The organism is Streptomyces sp. SID5910, from assembly GCF_009862125.1.
Classification (GTDB): Bacteria; Actinomycetota; Actinomycetes; order Streptomycetales; family Streptomycetaceae; genus Streptomyces.
Window position 1 is genome coordinate 1 of sequence record NZ_WWHX01000109.1, and the last position, 424, is coordinate 424.

Below are 424 nucleotides of genomic sequence, written 5' to 3' on the forward strand. Positions count from 1 at the left end.
CGCGGCGGCGTCCGGGGCACCGGGCGCGGCGCGCGGCGGGACGGCGCGGAAGGTCATGGTGCCCTCGTCGGCCGCGGGGGCGTCGGCGGCCGGGCCAGCCGTCGGACGGCGGAAGACGAACGTGCTGCCGGCATCCCCCTCCGCGTCGGCGGACGCGCCGCCCACCGGAGCGGAACCGGACGAGGCTGCGCGCCCCCCGGCGGAGCCGTCGCCCGGGACTTGAGCACCGGCCGGGTCCCCGTACGCCCGCCCGGCACCGGCGGCCCCGCCGTCAGCCGAGGGCTGGGCCGCAGCCGGACCCGCGGCAGCGGACTGGGCGCCGGCCTGATCGCCGTACGCGGAACCCGCGTTGGCAGCCCCGGCCGCAGCGGGCTGGGCGCCGGCCCGATCGCCGTAGCCCGACGCGGCGCCGGCGGACCCGGCG

At 83.0% G+C, this 424-nt stretch carries 1 pseudogene; it reads left to right on the forward strand.

Annotated features, from left to right (window positions below):
* Nucleotides 1–219: 219 nt before the first annotated feature.
* A pseudogene (locus GTW67_RS37420) lies at nt 220–424 on the forward strand (hypothetical protein); the annotation flags it as partial.